This is a genomic window from Gorillibacterium massiliense (assembly GCF_000455485.1).
GTDB lineage: Bacteria > Bacillota > Bacilli > Paenibacillales > NBRC-103111 > Gorillibacterium > Gorillibacterium massiliense.
Genome location: NZ_CBQR020000161.1, coordinates 26,029 through 40,155, shown reverse-complemented (window position 1 = coordinate 40,155; position 14,127 = coordinate 26,029). Strand labels below are relative to the sequence as shown.

The window sequence follows — 14,127 nt, the reverse complement described above, 5'->3', positions numbered from 1 at the left end:
CGCCTTATGCGCCACTGCCGCGCTATGATCTTTGATCTGTCCGCTCACGCCAGCCGCACCCCTTCCTCCAGCAGCTCGGCCAGGTGCATCACCCGCACCTTTTTGTCACGGTATCTTAAATGCCCGCCGATATTCATCAGGCAGCCCATATCCAGCCCGGTCAGCACCTCAGCTTCCGTCTCCAGCACGTGATCCGCTTTTTCCGTCACCATCGCGCCAGAAATTTCGGCCATTTTCACCGCAAACGTCCCGCCAAAGCCGCAGCAATCCTCGGCAAAAGGCAACGGAACCAGCTCCATCCCCCGCACATGGCGCAACAGTTCCATCGGTTCAGCCTTAATTCCCAAAAGTCTACTTCCATGACAGGAAGGGTGATACGTCACCTTATGAGGAAAAACCGCCCCGATGTCCGTCACGCCCAACACATGAACAAGAAATTGCGTGAACTCGTAGGTTTTTTCCTGCAATCGCTGCGACCGTTTCAACAAGTCCGGTTCATGCTCGAACAGCTTTGGGTAGTGATGAATCATACCGGTACATGAACCCGATGGGGAGATTATGAAATCGCTGTCATCAAAAGCCTGCAAAATCGTGCGGGCGCTCCTTCTCGCCTCCTCCCAATAGCCGCTGTTGAAAGCCGGCTGGCCGCAGCAGGTCTGCTCGAGAGGAAGCGACAGGGCGATGCCGTACCGCGCCAGAAGCCGCACCATCGCGTCCCCCACACGGGGGAACACCGCATCGCTCAAACAGGTGATGAACAAGGAAACCTTCATGGCGCACCTCTATTCTTTTTGCTGGAGTTCTAAAAGGCTCATGATATGGGAAAGGGCAAACCACCGGGAAGGAGGTTCGCCCTCTTGCTATACGATTTTCACGGAAAGCGAACGTTCGGCAAGCTGAGCTAAGGTCTCATTGGCGATACGCTTATCGGTGATGATCGTGTTTACTTTATCGAGAGAAGTCACGTGAGTGAAGGCTTGAACGCCGAATTTGCTGGCATCGGCCAACAAGATCACTTCATCGGCTATTTCAATCATTTTCTGCTTGATCCGCGCTTGCAGCTCATTTGATTCGCTGGCCCCTCGGGTCAAATGCACGCCCTTGCAGGAAAAAAAGGCTTTATCCACGTAATAGGCATCCAGCGAGCGTTCGGCAAGGGGACCGACGAAGGAAAGGGAGGTAGGAGCAAGCTGGCCGCCGGTGGAGATCACATCCACTCGCTCTTTCGTGCTGAGCTCCGTCGCCACTTTGATGGAGTTGGTCAGCACGGTCAAGGGAATGTCCGGCAAAATCGCCGCCATGTACCAAGCGGTGGTGCTGGCATCCAGCAAGATTCGGTCCCGCGGCTTGATGAGCTTGATGGCTTCGGCCGCGATCCGCTGCTTTTCGGCGGCGTGGGTGACCTCCCGCTCGAAATACGGAACCTCAGACTGGTCTTTGACGCTGACCGCCCCGCCATGGGAGCGGCGCAGGCGCCCGTTTTGCTCCAGCCGGTCCAAATCCCGCCGGATGGTTTCCTCCGTCACCTGGCATAAATCGCTCAGCTCGGACACCCGGATGCTTCCCCGTTCATTTACCAATTCCACGATTTTTTCGTAGCGTTCTGCGACCAGCATAGCTTACCTCGCTCTTTTCCGTTAATTTTGTTTCATGCAGCAATGGTGCTCGCCTTCCGTTACCGGGTGAAAGCCGCCGGGACGCCGCCATCGATGGTCAGCATGCAGCCCGTCGTCTTCTCCGCTTTGGAGGAAGCGAAAAAAGCGACTCCCTCGGCGATATCCCGCGGATAGACGTTCACGAGCAGCGTCGTCCGCTTGCGGTAATACTCCTCCAGTTGGTCCGGCGCGATGCCGTAGGCGGCCGCCCGCTCGCTGCGCCAGTTGGAGTTCCAAATGGCCGAACCTTGCAGGATCGCGTCGGGCAGGATTGTGTTCACCCGGATGCCCAGCTCTCCGCCTTCCACGGCGATGCAGCGGGCCAGATGGGCTTCCAGCGCTTTGGCGGAGCTGTAGGCGGTGACGTTTTTGCCTGCATAAACCGAGTTTTTCGACCCGATAAACACCATGCTGCCTCCCGTGCCCTGCTCCTTCATCTGCCTGAATGCCTCTCGTGCCACCAAAAAATACCCCGTGCCCAGCACACCGACGTTCAGATTCCATTCCTTTAGCGATGTTTCCGTAAACGGGCTAGATGTGGCGAGTCCCGCATTATTGACGACGATATCCACGCCGCCGTAAGTCAATGCCGTCTCGGCGTAAGCGGCGGCCACCTCGTCCTCTTTCGTTACGTCCATTTTAACCGCAATGGCCCGCATCCCGCCATATATATCGTTGATCTCCACGGCTGCCCGCTCGGCTCCCTCCAGGTTCAGATCCGCCAGCACCACATGAGCGCCTTCGGCTGCAAGCCTACGAGCCGATTCGCTGCCGATGCCTCCTGCACCTCCGGTGATGAAAGCGACTTTACGGGAAAACTCCGCTTCCGCCGGAGCCAGCGACAGCTTATACAGCTCCAGAGGCCAATATTCCACGTTGTAGGATTCCTTTTCCGAAAGGGACACAAACCGGCCGAGAGCCGTCGCTCCGCGCATCACCGCGATGGCGCGGTGGTAAAGATCCCCGCTGACCTGGGCCATCGCCCGGCTTTTACCGGTGTTGATCATCCCGACACCCGGAATCAAAATCACCCGGGGAACCGGCTCGAACATGATATCCGCCTTGCTGCCATTCCGATCAAAATAAGCTTTATACTGCTCCTTGTACGCCGCGATTCCGGCGATCAGCTTCATTTTCAAGCCCTCAGCGTCTTCCGTGTCCGGCGTCCAGTCGATGAACAGTGGGACTACCTTCGTATGCACCAGATGATCCGGACAAGCTGCACCTACTTGGGACAGCGCTTGAGCGTCCGCGCCGCCGACAAAGCCGAGCACATCCTCCTCATCATTGAAGGCAAGGATCATGTTCTTGCCGCCATTTACGGCACCGCGCACCGCCGGCATCACCTGCGCCGCCAATCTGTGGCGACTCTCCGGAACTAGGGGCGGATGAAGAATGCCACCGAACAAACGGTCCGGTTGCACCCGATCTTCGATAAAACGTTCAGCTTTTTGGATGATGGCGATGGTTTTCGCATAGCATTCCGCCGAGGTTTCCCCCCAAGTGACCAGCCCATGCTTCTCCATGAGCACCAGCTCCGCTTGAGGGTTCGCCAGCACTCCGGCAGCGATCATTTTGGATAGGGTAAAGCCGGGTCGAATGTAAGGAACCCATACAAATCGGTTGCCAAAAATCTCACGGGCCAATTCCTTCCCGTTATCTGCGCAGCAAAGGCTGATGATGGCGTCAGGATGGGTATGATCCACATGCTTGAAGGGCAAAAAGGCATGGAGCAGCGTTTCAATGGAAGCCCTGGGATGCCTGGAATCGATCATGCAATTGGCCAGATAAGCAACCATCTCTTCATCGGACATCTCGTCTCTTTCGAAAAGCGGCCGGATATCCTCCATCCGCAAGCCGGTGAACTGTCCCGCTTTCATCGTCGCCAGATCCGATCCGCTGCCTTTGACATACATGACTTCCACATCGCGACCGCGAAAATCTTTCACCCATGTTTTGGTTGATGTATTGCCTCCGCCGTAATTGCATACCGATCTGTCCGAGCCGAGAAGATTGGAGCGGTAGACCAGTTGCTCCACCCCTTCCTCCCATTGCAGCGCTTTCATTTCATCCCAAAGCTGGCGAACCATACAGCACCTCCGCACAAAATATGTATTTTTTGTGTCTTCGGTCTGATTATAGCTCTTTTGTTTTTGTTTGAATAGTCATTAAATAAGCATTATCAAAGGAAAATATTTTGAAATTCCACACAAACAAAAAGAAGCTGTCCCATTGGCGGAAAATCCCTCACCCGGAACAACTCCTTTTCAACCTGCTTTATCGCGAGCTTAGAGCTGGAAGGCGACCTCGATGTCGCGGATCTTCTCTTGATCGATCTTCACGATTTCGCCGAGACAGCCCGTGGAAATGATAGCTTTGGCACTGTATTCCGCCACTTCCAGCCGGTCGAAGGCGTTCAACAAACTGCTGCCGGTAGCGATGGTGCAGTTGTTTTCGACGATGGCGATAGGGGTTTCTTTTTTGAATACCGCTGCCGTCTTCGCCACATCGGAATAAACGGAATCAAAGGGAAGCTTCGGCGTATTCCGCAACAGAATATAGCTTTCCGGAATTGTGCGGGAATCGAAAGCATTGTCGGTTACGGCAAAAGCCATGATATTGGGCGGATGGGCGATGATGACGGAATTCACATGAGGATGCGCGTCATAAATGGCTTGATGCAGATGAACGGATCGGCTTGGGGCTTTCCCAGCTTCTGCACGGCCGTTCTCGATACGCACCAAGTCTCTCTCTTCCAAATACTTGCGGTCCTTGCCGTAAGGGGTGATGACGAAATTGTTGCCGTCCAGCCTCTGGGAAAATGTCCCTTGGGTGCTCATTACCAACTTCTGATCGTAGGAACGGAGGATGAATTTGATCATCTCCCGGCGGGCTTCTCTTTCGAGGGTAGAATATCCCTTCGGAATGAAGCTATCCATACGGACTTCCCGGTTCGCTTCCACCGTATCGAAATGCTCGGGCGCAAGCAGTACCGGTTTGCCGATGCGGTTTGCCTTGATCTCCAGCCGGGCTACGAAATCCAGCGTTTCAAAAGACTTGAACGCTTCGAACAGATTGGCTCCGCCAGCTACCACGCCGTGATTCTCCAACATCACCGTGTTGATGCCCTCGGCAAAAACAGCGGCGATCTTCTCTCCCAAAAGCACGCTGCCGGGCAGCGCATATTCGGCCATGCCCACTTCCCCGCAAATCTGCCCCTCGTTTGGCAAGAGCCGAGTGTCGGGGATGCGCCGCACGATGCTAAACGCCACCAAAGCCGGGGGATGGGCATGTACCACCGCCTTCAAATCCGGGCGGGTTTTATACACGAGGCGGTGAAATGGATATTCGCTGGACGGCTTGTGATTGCCGATGATGGTGCCGTCCGGCTTAACGCAGACGATATCCTTGCGGGTCAGCGAGCCTTTATCGATGCTAGCCGGGGTGATCCAAATATCTCCGTTATCGTCCAAAATGGACAGGTTCCCCCCTGAGGTGGTAGTCATGCCGTAGCCGTAAATGCGCTCCATGATCAAAATGATCTGGTCAGCGGGATGCAGAAGCGCAAAATCCATTGTTTGATTCCTCCCATTTATCTTTGTTTTCTTTTGTTTATGTTTATTACTATACACTCTATTTTTGTTTTGGGAAGATGATTTTTCTCACTACTGCAAAAAAGAAGACTCCGCCGCTTCAGACGATTTTCTTCAACCGCCTGTGGGAGCCTTCTCGATTCTGACTAAAGCAAAATGTGAAAAAACGGTAAATTTTATAGTTCATCTTTCCCATATATGGTATTCTGGTTGCAAAACACCGGGAGGAGAAACCAACCATGCAAATCCGTCTGCACTTATTCGCTGGCCTGGCTGAATCGATGGGCAGTCCGACCTTGGAGCTAGAGCTTCCAGCCTCAACTTATTCGGTGAAGGATTTAAAGGAGCGGCTTGCTTCTCTTTACCCTGCGGCCGGACCTGCCCTGCTTCAAGCGCTGGTGTCCGTCGATCAAAAATTCGCAACGAACGACTCCACTCTTTCCGAGGGCAGTGAAGTCGCCTTGCTTCCGCCGGTGTCCGGCGGTTAACAGCCACCCGCCGACATCGGCGGGTGGTTTTTTTCATCCTATCGCCTTCGCCCGCCTGGCTTCCGCCCTTGCGCGGCATGCCGGGCACATCGGCACTCCGGTCAAATCCACCTGATAGGCGGAATTACTCAAGGTATCGTAGCGGAATAACGCTCCGGCGCTGACACGACCAACTCCGGTGATCCACTTGACCGCTTCCATCGCCGCCATGCAACCGGCCATACCGGATACAGCGCCCAGCACCGGGAAGCCAAGAGGCTCCCATGCCCCCGGTGATGGATACAAGCATTCCAAACACGGAGTCTGCTCCGGCACAAAGGTGGTCAGCGAGATTTCAAAGCCATACATGGCAGCTTCGACCATAGGCTTGCCATAGTCGCGGCATAGACGGTTCAATTCATAGCGCTCGGGAAAATCATACCGGGCATCCACTGCAATATCCGCATCCTCCACCCAGGCCCTCCCCCGGTCATACTGAATGCGCTCCGCATGAATCTCCACTTCCACCTCGGGATTCAAACGGTGAATGCTGTCCGCCGCTGTACTCACTCTCTCCATACCCAGCCGTTCGTCCGTCATTAAGATTTGCCGGTTAAGATCAGGCAGGGCGATGACGCCTTCATGAGCGAGAATCAGCTTCCCGACACCCGCCGCGGCAAGATATAAAGCCGTTGTGCCGCCTAGTCCACCTACTCCGGCGATAAATACGGTAGCTTTCCGCAGCTTTTCCTGTCCGTCCGCCCCCAGCAATTTCATTTGCCGCAGATAGCGTCCCTGCTCAATAGAATTTACGGTTTCTTCCCCCATGCCACCAACCTCCGTATCCCATATATGTCACGTTATCTTCCATATTCACCTTCATTTAAGAACAAAAATTCATGTAAAGTCAATGAAATGAATCCGTTCTGGAAAATTTCATAGAAAAATCCGTATCACATGTCGTATAATATGACATTATCATCACACAAAGGGGCGGATGATCTTGTCAGATGATCGCTATTCACGGCAAATCCGATTCTTTGGAATCGGACAGGAAGGACAACGACAGTTGGCCTGCAAGCACGTTCTCTTAATCGGTGCGGGAGCATTGGGCTCAGGCAACGCGGAAGCGCTGGCGCGGGCCGGCGTCGGACAGATCAGCATAGTGGATCGGGATTATGTAGAGCTCAGCAACTTGAACCGTCAGTTACTTTACAGTGAAAACGACGCTGAATTGCGTATGCCCAAGGCCATTGCGGCTCATAAACGCTTAAGAGAGATTAACTCGGACGTAACAGTCCACCCTCATGTTTTGGATGCCACCCCGTTTGAATTGAAGAAATTAGCCGAAAATATTGACTTGATCATAGACGCCACGGATAATTTCGAAACCCGTCTCGCCATCAACGATATTTCGCAAATGTACCGTATTCCCTGGATCTATGGAGCCTGTGCGGGAAGCTACGGGATCAGCTTCACTTTTTTACCGGGCGCTACTCCTTGCTTGAGCTGCCTCCTCGACTCGGTTCCTTTAAGCGGAGCCACCTGCGATGCGGCGGGTATCATTTCCCCCGCTGTTCAAATGGTAGTAGCCCATCAAAGCGTCGAAGCCCTCAAGCTGCTGACGGGCAATCGAAGCGCCTTACGGAGTACCCTCTTAACCTTCGACCTATGGAGAAACCAGCACTTCGAAATGGACGTCACCGTCTCCAAAAAGGCTGATTGCCCATCCTGCGGCGCTCATGCCAGCTACCCCTATCTGTCCAGGGAATATCAAACGAAAACCGCCGTCCTCTGCGGCCGGAATACGGTTCAGCTGCGTCCTGCCAAACGGATGGAACGGAATTTGGACGAGCTAGCCCGGCACTTGTCGGCACTAGATGGAAATGTCGAGTGCAACCCGTTTCTCGTATCCTTTTCCGAGAAGGACCACCGAATGGTTTTCTTCAAGGACGGAAGAGTTCTCGTACACGGCACCAGCGACATCGCTGAAGCCAAGTCGCTCTATCACCGGCTGCTTGGATAACGTTCATGTATTTACGAGACAAATAGGAAAGGAGGTGGAAAACTTGAAAATCAGCGCCCGCAATCAGTTGTCCGGAACGATTATTAAAATCGTAAAAGGACAGGTAAATGCCAATATCGTCCTCGATATCGGGGGAAACCAAACCATCACCTCCATCGTATCCCTTGATGCCTTGGAAGAGTTGGAACTCACTGTCGGCTCGGAAGTCACCGCCCTGTTCAAAGCTTCATCCGTCCTTCTCATGACCGAATAATGCAACCCCCTCCACGATTCCATTTGAAAATTTGAAAATAATTCATAAATAAACAATGCTCCGTTTTTTATATCGTGTTATATTTAGATAAAATTAGTTATAACTAGATATGATCTGTGGAGGGGAATTGTATGAAAATGGGAAAAAGAATCAGTTGTTTGCTTGCCGCCCTTATGCTTATCTTGGTATTTGCTCTCGCCGGCTGCGGATCAAAATCCGAGGACAAAACCGCATCATCCACCGATCCATCACCTTCCGTTTCCGCCGCGGCAACTGCAACGGCTGCAGCATCCGAATCGCCTTCACCAACGCCAACGGCTGAGCCGGTCGAACTGACCATATCGGCGGCAGCAAGTCTCACGGAAAGCTTGAATGAACTGAAAGAACTCTACCATACAAAAGCTCCTCAAGTTACCTTGACCTTCAACTACGGCGCATCCGGCACCCTCCAACAGCAAATCGAGCAAGGCGCGCCTGCCGACCTGTTCATATCCGCCGGAGCGAAACAAATAAACGCTCTCGTAGATAAACAATTGATCGACAAGAGCCAAGTCACAAAGCTTCTATTGAATGATCTCGTCTTGGTCAGCTCCACAGACAGCAAAGTCGCTATAAGCAAACTAGAGGATCTGACAAACGCGGACATCAAGAAAATCGCCATTGGCATCCCGGAAAGCGTCCCCGCAGGCAGCTATGCCCAAGAATCATTGACCTACTTCAAACTGTGGGATACCTTGCAGCCGAAAATCGTGCAAGCCAAAGATGTCAAGCAAGTGCTGAGTTACGTGGAAACCGGCAACACCGAAGCGGGTTTTGTCTATAAAACCGATGCCCTCACCTCGAAAAAAGCCAAAGTCGTTCTGACCGTCGATCCTGCCAGCCACAAGCAAATCGTGTATCCGATGGGGATCATCAAAGCGACTAAGCATCTGGAAGAAGCGCAAGCTTTCTATCAATTCCTGCAATCCCAAGAGGCGCTAGATGTTTTTGTAAAAAACGGATTCACCGCGCCTAGTAATGCATCATGACCGCCCTCGGTGACGATTTTATCGCACCGGTTATCCTTTCGCTCAAAGTATCCGTCCTCGCCAGCGTGATCGTTTTCTTGATGGGAACGGGAGCAGCATGGTTGTTGGCACAGCGCCGATTTTTCGGGAAAACCTTACTGGAAACCGGATTTATGCTGCCGCTCGTGCTTCCTCCTACCACCGTGGGCTTTATTCTTCTGGTGCTTTTAGGGAGAAGAAGCTGGATCGGCCGGGCGATTGAACAGGTTTTCGGCGGACCCATCGTATTCAGTTGGTGGGCTTGCGTCATCGCAGCCATAGTGGTTGCCTTCCCGCTAGTGTACCAAGCCGCCAAAACCGGATTTCTCTCCGTCGAAAAAGAATATCAGGAGGCCGCCCGCGTAGCGGGAGCGACAGAATTTCAAGTGCTTCTATACATCACGCTTCCGGCTGCTTGGCGCTCCTTATCATCCGGCTTCCTGCTCGGTTTCGCCCGGGGTCTCGGCGAGTTCGGCGCAACGTTGATGCTCGCCGGGAACATCCCCGGCAAGACGCAAACCATTCCCACGGCCATTTATCTCGCAGTTGATGCGGGCAAAATGCCCCTCGCCTGGACGCTGACCGCCGCCACCGTCGGCATATCCTTTCTCATGCTGCACATGATCGGCAGAGTCCAGTTAGAGGAAAGACAAGATAAGCCAAGTCGCTACAAAAAAACGGCTCATGCCAAAGATCTGACCATCACGGCACCTGCAAAAAAACAATCCTATACCGTAACCCACTCGCCAGAATAAATAGAAGGGTCCCGCTCTTTGCGGGACCCCTCTTTTGTTGGATTAATTTATTCCCCCGTCAACCACGTGGTTTTGTCTTTGACGGGATTTCGTTTTCCTTCCGGCGGTTCCATATCCGGCTTGCCGATATAGATGAGGGCAACCAGTTCCTCGCTGCCGTTTAAACCGAAAGCTTCCTTCATCAACGGATGATAAAGCGGCTCGCCGGTGCGCCAAACAGCGCCAAGTCCCAGCTCGTGAGCAGCGAGAAGCATGTTTTGCACGGCTGCGTGGGCCGCTGCGATTTCTTCTCTCTTGTCGATGTTGGGGACAGCGGATGGCGACACGGCGACGGCAATGACTACGGGAGCGCGGAAGGCTTTAGCCTCTTGTTTCCGCCGTAACTCGTCGGGATCGAACATCCCGTCTCCCGCTTGCTGGCAGGCTACCTGGAAATAGGCATCCGCCAGCACACCCCGCCCGGCGCCTGTCATCACGAAAAAGCGCCAAGGCTCGGTATGGTGATGATTGGGCGCCCAATTGCCCGCCTCCAAAATTTGTTCCAAAATAGGACGGTCTATGGGTTCATCCTTCACTTTACCGATGGATCTTCTCTCCCGAATGGCGCGTAAAACATCGGACATGCGGAATCCTCCTTATTTTCGGATCGCTGCTTTTATCCACGGCCTGAATCCCTTTACGCCTTCCACTCCAATTGACGGCCGCCGATGACATGATAGTGCAGATGGGGAACGGTTTGCTGGCCATGGGTGCCGGTATTCGAGATGATGCGGAAACCCGTCTCGTCGACGCCCGTTTCCTTCGCCACTTTGCCGATAGCCTGATGCAATCTGCCGATCAATTCCACATCTTCCTCCCCAATCGCCAATACTGAGGAAAGATGCTTTTTCGGGATCACCAGCACGTGAACCGGGGCAAGCGGGCTGATGTCATGGAAGGCATACACCTGATCATCCTCGTACACTTTTTTTGATGGGATCTCGCCGTTTACGATTTTACAAAAAATACAATCCATTGTTCACGCCTCCTATGTAATATATGTAGACGAACGCCTATTTATAGTTTCGCCAGTTGGAATCGCTCTTCTCCAGCAGGTGGGCGAAGTCGTTGTCCTGCCGTTCCTGCTCAGCCTTGCGGGCTTCCGCCGCTTTTTTTCGCTCTTCTTCCCGGCGCTGTTCCTCTTCCACTTTCATCTCCGCCGCTTGGCTTTTAAGTTTCGCCAAGACGTCGGGATTCAGCAAATCCTTCAAGCTGGACGCGGAATCCGCCCGTTTACCCGAATCGTCATCCCGAGCTTCAAAGCTGGCTCCATATTTTTCAGCTTCTTCACGACTGCCGTACTCTCCCCGGCCTTCCTTATGGAAGGGGGCATTCCTCTTTTTCTTTGCCATTATGGCACCTCCCGTTCCGTGTTTGCCGCTGCATCATCGATGATTACCAGGGAGGAGCGTCTTCCCCTGAACCGGCAAATCCCGCGTCTCCAAGCTCTTCAGTTACATCTCCCGCACCAGCTTCAGCAGTTGCACCATTGGAGTCCCATTGACGATTCGCCTCTTCTTTGGCTGCCACCGCTTTGTTGCGGATATGCTCTACCACCTCCGCCAGTGGCGGCGGCTTCAGCAATTCGATGGGCGAGACCCCTTTTTCAAACTGAAAAAGGTCCCCTTCGATGAGCACGACGTATCGGCCGTTCTCCTCGGCAATATGGATGCGGTCGCCATAATCCGCCAGAAATCCTTTTACTGCTACGCCATCCAGCTTGAACTTCAGCTCCAGATCTTCTTTGTGTGCGGTAAGATGCACCGCGGCATCCACGACTTGCCGGTGCTCCCATAATGCCTGAAGTTCACGCTTTTCACTGGCCGACCAAAACTCGACGTTTTGTTCTTCTTTTTTCCGCTCCTCATGCTCGCTGTCCGGCCACTTTTCCTCGATAAACTGCTGAACCATGGAGGTGACCTGTTCGGTGATCATTTCCGGCATGGACTTTTCGTAGCTGACATACCGCAAAAAGTCTTCAAAATATCTCGCATGAGAAGCTTGATGAATCTTCAGCTCCTCTTCCTCCAGCATTCCCTCTTCGGGCATGTGGGGGTATTGGATCGACTTCATGTTCCGGGCGCTGATGGCCATGTCTACCTGAGAGATCAGACTCCGCTCATCGGAAATGCGGGCTACCTTCGGTTCGAAATCACATTTCAGTACGAAGAGAAACGGCTCGTCGAAAAAACGGGTCAGCTTAGCTGCCACGGCGATAAACGCTCCGCCACGCACTGCGCTGGTATCCATATACATCCGTACCATGTCATCGCAGCCGTTTTGGAAGCTTTCTTTGCTGTCCGCAAGCCGCAGCCGCTGGAACAAGTTAAAGTTCGGGTTGCTGCTCAGCTCATGGCCAGGCTCGACAATAAATCGTCCGATCTTGGTAGGGGCGTTCTCCGTACCGGCATTCCGCTCCGCTTTGCGCTTCACGATGCGGGGAAACTCGCTGTCGAGGAACTCCCGGATCTCGCTCCCCATATATCCGTCCCGGTCCATCGTGCGGTAATGTTTGTACCCCTTGGCGCCAGCACCCCCATCTCCGTCTCCTTGTATCACATAAAAAGATAAATACTCCACCGTAAAATCCATTTTGCCTCCTGTGCAGCTTTCGTCCTTTCCATTTTACATGGTCAAGCTGACGCTTTCCACCGCCTGCGGCAAGGAACTGGTGAACCTGATGTCGAATGTGAAAAACATGCCGATTTTTCATATGGAAACGGAAGGAAGATCAAGCCATGGCAAGAAGGAAATGGACAGTGGACGAAATCGAGGAATACAGAAGAATGCACGGTGTGATTGTTTATTTCAATAAAGAAGATTCCAATCTCTTCATTCCAAAATCTTTCGGGATTGGGTTCACGCTGAACTGGGGAAATCCCATCGCATGGCTCCTTATTTTAGCCACGATTGGTATAGTTGCTTTTCTAAATCACGACAAGTAAAGATGCATTTCGCATGTCTAAACTGTACTTTCCGCCGCTTAAATTATTTATGAAAAGCACTTTTCCAGATAGGACGAAGTAAAAATTATATATGCGAAATTTTAATTTGCTTAAATCTTTTTGGATTTTTCGATCCAATATTGAATGATTTTAACATACCGGTATAATGATCTTAAAAAAACAAGGAGACTACCCCCTTGGATGCCATTGATAAACAAATCCTGCGCCTGCTCACGGAAAACAGCCGCACCACCAGTTCGGACATCGCCAAAGAAGTCCATCTCTCCATTCCTGCAGTAGCCGAAAGGATCCGCAAGCTGGACGAACAGAACATTATCGAAAGCTTTACCGTCAAGCTCAACCGACGCGCTCTTGGGTACGCCCATTTGGTGTATATCTCTGTCGTGCTGCCTGGCACCCTGGATACCGACGTGTTCCGCAAAGCGATGCGGGAGCATGCATTCGTTATGGAATGCCATCATATCGCCGGCGAATACGATTATTTGCTGAAAGTGTCCGTACCGGACACCGACGCTCTTGAGTACTTCATCACCGACAGCTTGAAGAAACAGCTCGGCGTGCTGAAATCCAACACCGTTTTCGTTTTATCCACTGTAAAAGAGAAAGTTTAACCAAAGGAGGAGCGCCGATCATGATGGAGGAATCATGGATACGCATATTAAAAGGCATTCTGCTCGGCTTCAGCATTGCGGCGCCTGTCGGTCCTATCGGCATCTACTGCATCCGGCAAACGCTGACGCGAGGAAGACGAACGGGATTCGTCGCTGGTCTCGGCGCCGCTACCGCCGATGCGACATACGGCATGCTGGCCGGTATCGGGATAGGCGTCTCTGCCCGGCTGCTCCAGCATATCGGGCCGATTTTGCAACTGCTCGGGGGCCTGTTTCTAATCTACATAGGTTTTAAAACCGGAAAAACAGTCCGCCGCGAAGACGCCAAAGGAGCCGGGCTCGACCCGGCCGCTGACACCTCCATTAAATCCTTCTCCCCCATGATGAAAACCTACCTGACCACTCTGCTCCTTACCTTAGCCAATCCGGCGACCATCCTGTCCTTTCTCGGTTTCTTCACCGCCGCGGGCATTTCCGCTTCCGCTGCCAACCCCCAGTCCGCCCTTTTCTTCGTCGCCGGCGTCTTTTTGGGCTCAGCCCTCTGGTGGCTGATTCTTTCCACGACAACCGGCTTCCTACGCGGTAAGATCATGAATACCGCTGCCCTTGCCACCATTAATGGCATATCCGCTTTTGTACTGGCCGGTTTTGGGATATGGGCGATCTGGAATGGCGCTTCCGGTTTTCTCTAAGCGAGATCATCCATTATGTTTCCA

The 14,127-nt window shown here is 52.8% G+C and carries 17 protein-coding genes; 8 read left to right on the top strand and 9 right to left on the bottom strand.

The features are described 5' to 3' along the window. Positions 1 to 44: 44 nt before the first annotated feature. From TJ79_RS22780 to TJ79_RS22765, 4 genes are all read right to left on the bottom strand, one after another. A complete protein-coding gene (locus tag TJ79_RS22780) occupies positions 45 to 773 on the bottom strand; it encodes a (Fe-S)-binding protein (protein WP_040952647.1) in 729 nt (242 codons plus the stop codon). 87 nt (positions 774 to 860) lie between these two features. Next, positions 861 to 1,616: a DeoR/GlpR family DNA-binding transcription regulator gene (locus tag TJ79_RS22775; RefSeq protein ID WP_040952646.1), complete on the bottom strand. Its 756-nt coding sequence runs from the start codon at positions 1,614 to 1,616 to the stop codon at positions 861 to 863. Between the two features lie 59 nt (positions 1,617 to 1,675). Beyond that, a complete protein-coding gene (locus tag TJ79_RS22770; protein WP_040952645.1) occupies positions 1,676 to 3,745 on the bottom strand; it encodes a bifunctional rhamnulose-1-phosphate aldolase/short-chain dehydrogenase in 2,070 nt (689 codons plus the stop codon). A 198-nt stretch (positions 3,746 to 3,943) separates the two neighbouring features. Beyond that, complete coding sequence (locus tag TJ79_RS22765) at positions 3,944 to 5,230, bottom strand: class II aldolase/adducin family protein (protein ID WP_040952644.1); 1,287 nt, start codon at positions 5,228 to 5,230, stop codon at positions 3,944 to 3,946. Between the two features lie 257 nt (positions 5,231 to 5,487). Between TJ79_RS22765 and TJ79_RS22760 the strand changes: the two genes are divergently transcribed. Beyond that, positions 5,488 to 5,736 (top strand): MoaD/ThiS family protein, encoded by a 249-nt coding sequence (locus tag TJ79_RS22760; RefSeq protein ID WP_040952679.1) that lies wholly within the window; start codon positions 5,488 to 5,490, stop codon positions 5,734 to 5,736. Positions 5,737 to 5,769: 33 nt separating this feature from the next. On the opposite strand, the gene TJ79_RS22755 is transcribed toward TJ79_RS22760, so the two are convergent. Beyond that, entirely contained in the window at positions 5,770 to 6,543 is a 774-nt protein-coding gene (locus TJ79_RS22755) for a HesA/MoeB/ThiF family protein (protein WP_052339891.1), read from the bottom strand. Between the two features lie 169 nt (positions 6,544 to 6,712). On the opposite strand from TJ79_RS22755, the gene TJ79_RS22750 reads away from it, so the two are divergent. The 4 genes from TJ79_RS22750 to modB all read left to right on the top strand — a co-directional run bounded on the left by TJ79_RS22750 (position 6,713) and on the right by modB (position 9,795). Further along, positions 6,713 to 7,741, top strand: a complete 1,029-nt coding sequence (locus TJ79_RS22750) for a MoeB/ThiF family adenylyltransferase (RefSeq protein WP_040952643.1) — start codon at positions 6,713 to 6,715, stop codon at positions 7,739 to 7,741. A gap of 43 nt (positions 7,742 to 7,784) precedes the next feature. Further along, entirely contained in the window at positions 7,785 to 7,994 is a 210-nt protein-coding gene (locus TJ79_RS22745) for a TOBE domain-containing protein (protein ID WP_040952642.1), read from the top strand. Positions 7,995 to 8,125: 131 nt separating this feature from the next. After that, positions 8,126 to 9,022: a molybdate ABC transporter substrate-binding protein gene (gene modA / locus TJ79_RS22740; protein ID WP_040952641.1), complete on the top strand. Its 897-nt coding sequence runs from the start codon at positions 8,126 to 8,128 to the stop codon at positions 9,020 to 9,022. Further along, on the top strand, positions 9,019 to 9,795 hold the full coding sequence (gene modB, locus TJ79_RS22735; RefSeq protein WP_081757103.1) for a molybdate ABC transporter permease subunit: 777 nt from the start codon (positions 9,019 to 9,021) through the stop codon (positions 9,793 to 9,795). Before modA ends, modB begins: the two co-directional genes overlap by 4 nt. A gap of 47 nt (positions 9,796 to 9,842) precedes the next feature. Here the strand turns inward: modB and TJ79_RS22730 are convergent, their stop codons facing one another. From TJ79_RS22730 to TJ79_RS22715, 4 genes are read right to left on the bottom strand one after another with little or no spacing between them, the layout of a single operon-like run. Beyond that, entirely contained in the window at positions 9,843 to 10,418 is a 576-nt protein-coding gene (locus TJ79_RS22730) for a nitroreductase family protein (RefSeq protein WP_040952640.1), read from the bottom strand. A 53-nt stretch (positions 10,419 to 10,471) separates the two neighbouring features. Next, the gene (locus TJ79_RS22725; RefSeq protein WP_040952639.1) at positions 10,472 to 10,810 is read right to left on the bottom strand and encodes a histidine triad nucleotide-binding protein; all 339 of its coding nucleotides are present in this window, start codon (positions 10,808 to 10,810) and stop codon (positions 10,472 to 10,474) included. A 37-nt stretch (positions 10,811 to 10,847) separates the two neighbouring features. After that, positions 10,848 to 11,186, bottom strand: a complete 339-nt coding sequence (locus TJ79_RS28695; RefSeq protein WP_081757102.1) for a YqkE family protein — start codon at positions 11,184 to 11,186, stop codon at positions 10,848 to 10,850. 43 nt (positions 11,187 to 11,229) lie between these two features. Continuing rightward, complete coding sequence (locus tag TJ79_RS22715) at positions 11,230 to 12,426, bottom strand: DUF3900 domain-containing protein (protein WP_081757101.1); 1,197 nt, start codon at positions 12,424 to 12,426, stop codon at positions 11,230 to 11,232. A gap of 146 nt (positions 12,427 to 12,572) precedes the next feature. Between TJ79_RS22715 and TJ79_RS27625 the strand changes: the two genes are divergently transcribed. The 3 genes from TJ79_RS27625 (at position 12,573) to TJ79_RS22700 (ending at position 14,103) form a co-directional block, all read left to right on the top strand. Next, positions 12,573 to 12,779 (top strand): DUF5808 domain-containing protein, encoded by a 207-nt coding sequence (locus TJ79_RS27625; protein WP_040952638.1) that lies wholly within the window; start codon positions 12,573 to 12,575, stop codon positions 12,777 to 12,779. A 197-nt stretch (positions 12,780 to 12,976) separates the two neighbouring features. After that, entirely contained in the window at positions 12,977 to 13,411 is a 435-nt protein-coding gene (locus tag TJ79_RS22705; RefSeq protein ID WP_040952637.1) for an Lrp/AsnC family transcriptional regulator, read from the top strand. A 20-nt stretch (positions 13,412 to 13,431) separates the two neighbouring features. Further along, positions 13,432 to 14,103, top strand: a complete 672-nt coding sequence (locus TJ79_RS22700; RefSeq protein WP_040952636.1) for a LysE/ArgO family amino acid transporter — start codon at positions 13,432 to 13,434, stop codon at positions 14,101 to 14,103. Positions 14,104 to 14,127 lie beyond the last annotated feature (24 nt).